General features: G+C 73.8%; 8 protein-coding genes. All 8 read right to left on the bottom strand.

Annotated elements, in window-relative coordinates; genetic code table 11:
- Nucleotides 1-132 precede the first annotated feature (132 nt).
- Complete coding sequence (locus AB0E88_RS31585) at nt 133-555, bottom strand: roadblock/LC7 domain-containing protein (protein ID WP_361637770.1); 423 nt, start codon at nt 553-555, stop codon at nt 133-135.
- Between the two features lie 2 nt (nt 556-557).
- The gene (locus AB0E88_RS31580) at nt 558-2,006 is read right to left on the bottom strand and encodes an ATP-binding protein (RefSeq protein ID WP_361637768.1); all 1,449 of its coding nucleotides are present in this window, start codon (nt 2,004-2,006) and stop codon (nt 558-560) included.
- Nucleotides 2,007-2,532: 526 nt separating this feature from the next.
- Complete coding sequence (locus AB0E88_RS31575) at nt 2,533-3,747, bottom strand: histidine kinase (protein ID WP_361637767.1); 1,215 nt, start codon at nt 3,745-3,747, stop codon at nt 2,533-2,535.
- Nucleotides 3,744-5,462: a cation acetate symporter gene (locus AB0E88_RS31570; protein ID WP_361637765.1), complete on the bottom strand. Its 1,719-nt coding sequence runs from the start codon at nt 5,460-5,462 to the stop codon at nt 3,744-3,746. The genes AB0E88_RS31575 and AB0E88_RS31570 overlap by 4 nt, the downstream gene beginning before the upstream one ends.
- 202 nt (nt 5,463-5,664) lie before the next feature.
- Nucleotides 5,665-6,564 carry a LytTR family DNA-binding domain-containing protein gene (locus AB0E88_RS31565; protein ID WP_361637763.1) on the bottom strand — a complete coding sequence of 300 codons (900 nt, stop codon included), beginning with the start codon at nt 6,562-6,564 and terminating at the stop codon, nt 5,665-5,667.
- A 150-nt stretch (nt 6,565-6,714) separates the two neighbouring features.
- Complete coding sequence (locus AB0E88_RS31560) at nt 6,715-7,104, bottom strand: hypothetical protein (RefSeq protein WP_361637761.1); 390 nt, start codon at nt 7,102-7,104, stop codon at nt 6,715-6,717.
- Nucleotides 7,105-7,222: 118 nt separating this feature from the next.
- On the bottom strand, nt 7,223-7,495 hold the full coding sequence (locus AB0E88_RS31555) for a hypothetical protein (protein WP_361637759.1): 273 nt from the start codon (nt 7,493-7,495) through the stop codon (nt 7,223-7,225).
- Nucleotides 7,496-7,694: 199 nt separating this feature from the next.
- On the bottom strand, nt 7,695-9,152 hold the full coding sequence (gene pntB / locus AB0E88_RS31550) for a Re/Si-specific NAD(P)(+) transhydrogenase subunit beta (RefSeq protein WP_361637757.1): 1,458 nt from the start codon (nt 9,150-9,152) through the stop codon (nt 7,695-7,697).
- Between the last annotated feature and the right edge of the window lies 1 nt (nt 9,153).

The raw sequence follows: 9,153 nt of genomic DNA, 5'->3' as shown, positions 1-9,153 counted from the left end.
CCGGCCCCACCGACAGGCTGGGGCCGGACGCGGCGACGAGCACCGTCTCCAGGCGGACGTCCCGGCTGGGGCGGTTGCGGCCGCCGGTGCGGACGTAGGGCCTGATCATGTCCGGGTCGTGCCGCGGACCGCTCACGTCGTGGTGCCGCCTTCCGCGGCCGGGCGGCGGCCGGCGACGTCCATCTCGTGGCCGAGCCGGGTCGCGAGGCGCACCATGTGGTGGGTGATCAGGCCGACGTCCGCCTCGGGGCCGGTGGTGACGACGGAGAGCATGGTGTTCCTCGCGGCCGCGGTCGTCAGCCCGATGCGGCCCTGCGACTCGATGAGCAGCTGGCACATGCCCTTGCCGCCGACGTGCTCGTCCCATGCCTTGCCGGCGGCGCGCAGCGACGCGGTCACGGCGGCGAGCTTCTCGGCGTCCTCCTGTCCGATGGTCTGGGTGCGGGCCTGCAGGAGTCCGTCGCCGCTCATCAGCACGGCGTACGCGACGCCCTCGACGGTGCCGAGTTCCTGGTCGAGCAGCCATCCCAGGCTGTTGCTGTGCGTGTCGCGCATGGTCAGTGTCCTTCGGTGGGTCCGTTGTCTTCCGGCAGCGCGCGCCCGCGGCGGCTGCCTGCCGCCCAGGCGGCCGCGACGCCGGGGCGGCCCGGCACGACGGCGTCCTCGGCCGGTGGCGGGGGTGTGCCGCGCGGCCGGGCCGGGCGCCGGCGGACCGTGAGGCCGCTGGCGGTGGTCCGGGCGGGTTCCGGAGCGGCGCCTTCCCGCGAGGCGGGAACGGCGGCGGATCCGGGCGTCCCGACGGCCTCCGCCGGGGCGGCCGCGGCGGCGTCCTGGCGTGCGGCCGCGGCGGCCGGCTCCGGTGCGGCGGGTCGCGCCGCGGCGGCCGGCTCGGGGGCGGCGGGTCGCGCCGCGGCGGGCCGGGGAGCGGGGGCCGGTGCGGTCAGCAGGCTCTTCGGCAGCACGAGGACGGCCCGGGTGCCCTGGTAGATGTTCGGTGCGGTGAGCTCGACGCGGAAGCCGTAGTTCTCGGCGAGCAGTGAGGCGACCCGCAGACCGGTCTGCGGGTGGGCGCCGAGCCGGGTGATGTCGTCGCGGTGCTTGCCGGACATGATGTCGCTGGCCCACAGCAGCCGTTCGTCGTCCATGCGCAGGCCGGCGTCGTCGACGGTCAGGAAGCAGGCGTGGTGGCCCTCCTCGACGGAGACGTGCACGCGGGCGGTCTGCGGGGAGTACCGCAGGGCGTTGTCCAGCAGCAGGGCCAGGGTGTGCACGACGGCCTCGACGGCCCGGCTCTCCACCGCGACGGTGTCCAGCTCGTGGTGTTCGATGCGCTGGTAGCCCTCGATCCGGCCCATCGCGGCGCGGATCACATCGGTCAGGGTGGTCCGGGGCCAGCGCCGGGACAGCTTGTCACCGGCCAGGACGGCGTAGCCCTGCGCGGTGAGGAGCATCTGCTGCGCGATGTGGTCGATGTGCACGAGGGTGGCGTACGCCTCGTCGTCCTGGTGCGAGCGCACGCCCTGGCTGATCTCCCGGCTCAGCCGGGACGCCTTGGCCACGACGTTGGACGCGAAGCTTCGCACGGCGGCCCGGGTGGCCTCGCGGGCGTCGCGGTGCGCCTTCTCGATCGCGCCGTCGGCAGCCGAGCGGATCTGTGCGGTCTGCTCGTCGGCCGTGGCCTGCGCCGCCTCGCGCACACGGGTCACGGTGGCGGTCACCTGGCCGGTGAGGTCGCGCAGCCGGCCGGCGAGCGGCGTGTGCGCCAGCGGCGGGGGCGGGGTGAGGTCGGCGTCGGACGCCTCGCCGGAGGCCAAGGCCGGTATCGCCGCGGTGAGCCGGGCGAGGGCGTACTCCGCGGCCTGCAACTGCTCGGTGAGATGCTGCGCGTGGCTGCGCAGCTGTTCGGCTCTGCCGCGTTCGCGCCGGTACACGCGGTGGAAATGCCAGGTGGTCCCGGTGGCGGCCAGGGCGACCGTGGTGCCGGCGGCCAGTAACAGGTCGGTCATCGAGTCCTCTCCAAGGTGTCCGGCCCGTGAACCGGCCGGCACGGGGCATGGCGGCCGGGCGAGGTGCCACCACCGGCTGGATGCGGGCATGACAGGCCCGACGCCGGGATCCCGGCGAACCCGCGCACGAGCGGGCGGCGCCGCGCCGGTGAGGACGCGACGCGGGTCCGGGCGGCGGCGCGTGCGGTGCCGCCGAAATGGACGGGCCTGCCGGCCAAGTCGGGGAAGGCGGCGGGCACAGTGTCCTCTCGGGTCCGCGGTCTCGTCGTCCTGCGTCGCGTCCGCGACGCCCGGTGGCCGTTGCCGGTCAGCCCGGAGTTTATCGGCAAACCCGCAGTGTGTTCGACGCTTCGGCCCGGAACCTGTGAAAGATCCATGACGACCCGGCAGCGACCCTGACCTGCGGGTCCGTTCCTTCGCCTATGTCCCGAACAACCCTGGTAAGCAGGGAGGTTGCCCCCTTTGCGTACAGGGCCGGCGGGAGCTGACGGCTTCCCGGTACTCGGTACGGCGGACGGCTCGAAGGTCACCGGGCGGGTGGCGCCGACCGTACGCCCGCGCGGAACTTCGGGACGCGCACGGTGACTTTCATCCCCGCGCCCACGGCGGTCTCGATGACGAGCCCGTAGGCGTCGCCGTACACCTGACGCAGCCGCAGGTCCACGTTGCCCAGCCCGATGCCGGTGGACGGCCCGCCGGTTCCCCTCAGGATCCGGCGCAGCCGCTCCGGTTCCATGCCGACCCCGTTGTCCTCGATGACCACCCGGGCGTCGGGACCGTCGTCCTCGGCGAGGATGGTGACGGAGCTGCGCTCCACGCTGTCCTCCAGGCCGTGCTTGAGGGCGTTCTCCACCAGCGGTTGCAGACACAGGAACGGCAGCGACACGGACAGCACCTCGGGTGCGATCCGCAGGTTCACCTGAAGCCGGTCTCCGAAGCGGGCCCGGGCGAGCTCCAGGTACTGCTCGATGGAGCGCAGTTCGTCCGCGAGCGTGGTGAAGTCACCGTGCTTGCGGAAGCTGTAGCGGGTGAAGTCGGCGAATTCGAGGAGCAGTTCGCGGGCCCGGTCGGGGTCGGTGCGGACGAAGGAGGCGATGGAGGCGAGGGAGTTGTAGATGAAGTGGGGCGATATCTGCGCCCGCAGCGCTCGGATCTCCGCCTCGATCACGTCGGAGCGGCTGCGCTCCAGCTCGACCAGTTCCAGCTGGACGGAGACCCAGCGGGCCACCTCGTCGGCGGCCCGGGCCAGGACGGCGGACTCCTCGGGCCCGAAGGCTCCCAGAGCCCCGGTCGGGCGGCCGTCGACGGCGAGGGGCGTGAGGACACCCCAGCGCACGGGGCAGTCGGGCTGCTCGCAGACGACCCTGACGGCCTGCGTGGCGCCCTTGCCCACCACGTCGGGCATCAGCCGCTCCACCAGGTCCCGGTGGTGGGCGCCCGGCCCCTCCCAGGCGAGCACCATCTCCTGGTCCGTCAGGGTCATGGACGCCTCGCCCAGCAGCGGTCTCAGCCGCCGGGCCGCCTTGCGGGCGGTGTCGGTGGTGAGCCCGGCGCGCAGCGGACGCGCGGCGAGCGAGGCGGTGTGCAGCGTGTGGAACGTGGCGCGCTCCACCTCGGTGCCGAGCGAGGGCGGCTCGCGGCGGCCGCGCCGGCCGGTGCCGGTCAGGTACCCCACGGCCGCGCCGAGAGCGAACAGCGCGGTGGCGCCGGCGGTGAGGAAGGCGAGGAGCTGAGTGCTCATGACCGGACCCCCGTCTCGGGCAGGTGCAGGCGGGCCATGATGGCGGAGGTGCTGCGCGGGACGCGGTGCCGGGTGGCGAGGGACACCACGATCATGGTCGTGAAGCCCAGCGGCACCGACCACACCGCCGGCCAGGCGCACAGCACGTGCGGCCACCCGGTGCCGGGAGTGGCGCCCATCGCCGCGGCGACCGCGACCAGCGCGCAGCCCCCGCCCGCCACCAGACCTGCCGCCGCACCGGGCGGGGTGAGGCCCCGCCACCAGATCCCCAGCATCAGCAGCGGGCAGAACGACGAGGCGGAGACGGCGAAGGCGAGTCCGACGGCGCCTGCGGCGGGCAGGTCCGGCAGGGCGAGGGAGGCGGCGACCGGTACCGCGATGCCGAGCAGCGTCGCGAGCCGGAAGTGCCGTACGCCGAGTGTGGGCAGGACGTCCTGGGCGAGCACTCCGGCGACCGACAGGGTGAGCCCTGAGGTGGTGGACAGAAACGCCGCGAACGCCCCGCCGGCGACCAGCGCCCCGGCCAGGTCGCCGGCCGCGCCGCCGATGAGCCGCTGCGGCAGCAGGAGCACCGCAGCGTCGGTGTCGCCGGACAGCATCAGATCGGGGGCGTACAGGCGGGCGAGCGCGCCGTAGACGGGCATGAGCAGGTAGAAGGCGGCGAGCAGTCCGAGGACGATGACGGTGGTGCGGCGGGCGGCGCGTCCGTCGGGGTTGGTGTAGAAGCGCACCACGACGTGCGGCAGCCCCATGGTGCCGAGGAACGTGGCCAGGATCAGGCCGTACGTCGCGTACAGGCCGTGTTCCTCCCGGCCCTGCGTCACGGGTCGCGCCCAGTCGGCGGGCAGGGCGCGGACCCGCTCCCCGGTCGCCACCCGGGGCACGCGCGCACCGGCGGGAAAAGTCAGCGCGCTGCCGGCCGCGAGACGGTGTGTGCCCTCGGCGAGCAGGATCTCCTCACGGTCGTGGCGCGTGCCGTCGACCGTGCCCCGCGCGGTGACGCGGACGGGACGGTCGATCGCGAGGTCCTGCGGAGCGTCCAGGCTGACGAGCGTGGGCCGGTGGAAGGTGGCCGGGCGGTCCCAGGACGGCTGCGGGGTGTGGTCGGCGCGCCAGGCGGCGAGCAGGAAGAGCACGGGGACGAGCAGCGCGGTCAGTTTCAGCCAGTACTGGAAGGCCTGGACGAAGGTGATGCTGCGCATGCCGCCGGCCGCCACCGCCGTCGTCACCACGGCGGCGACCAGCAGACCGCCGCACCACTGGGGGGCGCCGGTGAGCAGGCGCAGGGTGAGTCCGGCGCCGCGCAACTGCGGCAGCAGGTAGAGCCATCCGATGCCGACGGTGAACACGGACGCGATGCGCCGTACCGCCTGGGACTCCGTCCGTGCCTCGGCGAAGTCGGGCAGGGTGTAGGCACCCGAGCGGCGCAGCGGGGCCGCGACGAAGATCAGCAGGACGAGGAAGCCGGCCGTGTACCCGATCGGGTACCACAGCATGTCGACGCCCTGGGCGAGCACGAGCCCGGCGACGCCCAGGAACGACGCGGCCGACAGGTACTCGCCGCTGATGGCGTAGGCGTTCAGCCGTGGCGGGACGCTGCGGGAGGCGACGTAGAAGTCGGACGTGGTGCGGGAGATGCGCAGCCCGAGCGCGCCGACGAGGAGGGTCAGTGTCACGACCACCGCCACCGCGACCATCGCGTAGGTCTGGTTCAACCCCTCGCCCCCTGCGCGTCGTGCGGCCCGGCCCGCGCCGTCTCACGAGGGGTCCGGCACCGGGGCTCTCCTGCTGGTGCCCGCCGCCTCGGCGGTGATCGCGTGTGGCGGTGAGTGTACGCAGCGGTGCCGTGGTGGAACAGGTGCCGTGCCTTCTTCCGGGCGGCGGCGCGGGGCCGGGACCGGCCGGTGCCCGGCGGGGTCAACGGCCGTTCCGCGGCCCGCCGTTCGCTCGCTGGACGAGGAGATCGCGCAGGTCGCGGGCGTTGCGCCGGCTCACGGCCAGGATCCGGTCGCCGATGCGCACGCTCAGGCTGCCGCCGTCGAGACGGAGCTCCTCGATGCTCGCCAGACGGACCAGATACCGCCGGTGGATCCGGACGAAGCCGCGGGGGCGCCAGCTCTCCTCGAGGGCGGCCAGGGAGTGGCGGATCAGGTGGCCGGTGCCCTGACGGGTGTGCACACGGGCGTAGTCGCCGTGTGCCTCGACGTGGGTGATGTCGTCGACGTCGACGAAACGCGTCACCCCGCCGAGCTCCACCGGGAGGCGGGAGCCGCCCACGGCGGAGGACCGGGCCCCGAGGACGCCGCTCTGCGCGGGTGCGGCGTCGGGGACGTCCGGGCGCATGCGGGCGGCATACGGTCCGGAAGCGGCGGCGAGGGCCTCGGTCACCCGCCGCACCGACTCCGTGAACCGCTCCCTGCGGATGGGTTTGAGCAGGTAGTCGACGGCCTTGAGGTCGAAGGCGCGTACCGCGTGGTCCTCGTGGGCGGTGACGAACACGATCAGCGGCGGCGCCGCGAACCCGGCCAGCAGGTGCGCCATGTCGAGGCCGCTGAGGCCGGGCATGCTGATGTCGAGGAAGACGACGTCGATGCCGTCGTCCGCGGCGTGCCCCTCGCCGACGGCCCGGCCGAGCCGGCGCAGCGCCTCGGTGGCACCCTGGGCTCCCTCGGCGTGGCTCACGCGGGCGTCGTCGCGCAGCAGGTACAGCAGTTCCTCCAGGGCCGGTGCCTCGTCGTCGACCGCGAGCGCCCGCAGGCCCGCCCGCCGCGGCGCCCGGTCGCGTCCCTGCGCGCCGCCCGCGCTCCCGCCACCCATCCGGCCCCTCCCCCGGGCTCGACCGGCCCACCCCGTGCGGTGGGCTTCCCGGAAGGACGATAGCCACGAGACGACCGGGTCCGTCCAGACCTTTCTCATGCCGGGGTCTCGCGCATCCGCCCGGCCGGCAGCGGCGCGGCCCGGACGAGGTCACGGTTCCCTGGACCGCGCGGACGCGACGTACTCGTTCTCGTGGCGTTCCGCCCGGCGCACGTACCAGCGTCCGATGCACAGCAGGACCGGATAGGGCACCACTCCGAGGGCGAGCCACACCACGAGGGGGACATGCCCCTGCGCGTCGAGCGACGGCATCCGGCGCAGGATCAGGGGCAGCGGCCCGAGCAGGGCGACGAGCAGCACGACCGCGCCGAGGGCGAGCCTGGCCTGTCTGCGCACCAGCGCCCGGACCGGGGGGACGTCGTCGGGGGCTCCGGCGTCGCTCCCGACGGCCGGCCCGGGGTGCGGACGCGGGCGCCCACCGCGGGGCGCGACCGGCTCACCGGTGACCACCTCACGCCGGGGAACGGCGTCGGCACCCAATTCCCGCACCCCCCAAGGGCCCCGCTGGGCCGCGCTGCTGCGGCGAGTGTACGCAGCGCCGCGATCTCGGACCAGACGGCGGGTCGCGCGGGCGGGCCCGCGTCACCGAGGCCGCGGGTCAGGGTCCGTCCTCGGTGAGCTCGAGGTCCTGGTGGGCGATCTCCAGCTCGACGAAGCATTCCTCGGCCTTGCGGAAGGCGATCTCCAGGGCGGCCGCCGCCCGCGGGCCCGCGTGCGCCGCCGACCACCGCCGTACGTCGTCCAGGACGTCGGACCAGCGACCGGCGGCGCTTTTGATCCTTCCCACCGTTTCGGTGAGTTCGTGCGCGGTCCTCGGGGAGCCGGAGGGAAGCCCCCGAAGCTCGTCCAGCAGTTCCTGGATACCGGCCATGCGGCTCCTCCTCCGGGCCGCCCGGGAGGAGGAGCCCTGAGCCGCACGATAGGCGTCGGGACCGCTCGCCTTCCGCACCGGGGGCGGGGCGCATCGGCGAGCGGTCCGTGTCATCGCCGGACGGTCGGCGCCGGCGGACGAACGGGGGGGATCAGCCCGCCGGCGCCGACCGCCCGCGCACCGGGTGGGTGCGGCGGGGTCAGCGGCCGGCCGTCGTCGCCTCGCGTGGCCCGGGGTTGCGGTCGTCGGTGCCCAGCGCGTGCAGGATCTCCTCGACGCTCTCCTTGGCGTCGCCGAAGAGCATGCTGCTGTTCTCGCGGAAGAACAGCGGGTTCTGCACGCCCGCGTAGCCGGAGGCCATGGAGCGCTTGAACACGATGACCTGCTCGGCCTCCCAGACCCGCAGCACCGGCATGCCGGCGATCGGGCTCGACGGGTCCTCGGTGGCGGCGGGGTTGACGGTGTCGTTCGCCCCGATGACCAGGACGACCGAGGTGCCGGCGAAGTCGTCGTTGATCTCGTCCATCTCCAGGACGATGTCGTACGGCACCTTCGCCTCGGCCAGCAGCACGTTCATGTGCCCCGGCAGGCGACCGGCCACCGGGTGCACGCCGAAGCGGACCTCGACCCCCCGCTCGCGCAGCCGGCGGGTCAGTTCCGCGACGGGATGCTGGGCCTGCGCGACGGCCATGCCGTAGCCGGGGGTGATGATGACCGAGCTCGCGTGGGCGAGCATCTCGGCCGCCTCCGCGGCCCGTACCTCGCGGTGCTCACCCTGCTCCTCGTCACCGCCGGAGGGCGCCTCGATCCCGAAACCGCCCGCGATGACGGAGAGGAAGGACCGGTTCATCGCCTTGCACATGATGTACGACAGGTAGGCACCCGAGGAGCCGACCAGCGCGCCGGTGACGATCAGCAGGTTGTTGTCGAGCAGGAAGCCGGCCGCGGCAGCCGCCCAGCCGGAGTAGCTGTTCAGCATGGAGACGACGACGGGCATGTCGCCGCCGCCGATCGAGGCGACCAGGTGCCAGCCGAGCGCCAGCGCCAGCACGGTCACCGCGATCATCAGCGCCAGGTCCGGCCGAACCGTGAACCACACGGTCAGAGCGACGAACGCGACGAGCGCACCGATGTTGAGCGCGTTCTTGCCGGGCAGCATCAGCGGCCGGGACTTGATGCGCGCCGACAGCTTGAGGAACGCGACGATCGAGCCGGTGAAGGTGACGGCGCCGATGAAGATGCCGATGAACACCTCGGCGTGGTGGATGCCCAGCAGGTCCGCCCCGATCCGGGTCTGCTCGCTGCCGTGCGCCTCCACCTCGAGGTAGCTGTTCCAGCCGACCAGTACGGCGGCGAGGCCGACGAAGCTGTGCAGGACGGCGATCAGTTCCGGCATCTGCGTCATCTCGACGCGGCGGGCCCGCCACAGGCCGATCGCGGCGCCGAGTGCCATCGCCACCACGATCAGCGCGACCGCTCCGGCGGTGATGCTCTGCGCGGCGACCACGACGGTGGCGACCAGCGCGAGAGCCATGCCGGCGATGCCGTAGACGACACCGGCGCGGGAGGTGCGGTGCTGGGACAGGCCGGCCAGGCTCAGGATGAACAGCAGCGCGGCGACCAGATCGGCAGCGTGGGAGGCTGTCAGGGAGGTCATC

Origin of the sequence: Streptomyces sp. NPDC028635 (assembly GCF_040637635.1) — a bacterium.
In the GTDB taxonomy this organism is placed as follows: domain Bacteria; phylum Actinomycetota; class Actinomycetes; order Streptomycetales; family Streptomycetaceae; genus Streptomyces.
Note: the sequence above shows the minus strand (reverse complement) of the source record. Positions and strands in the feature narration are given on the sequence as shown.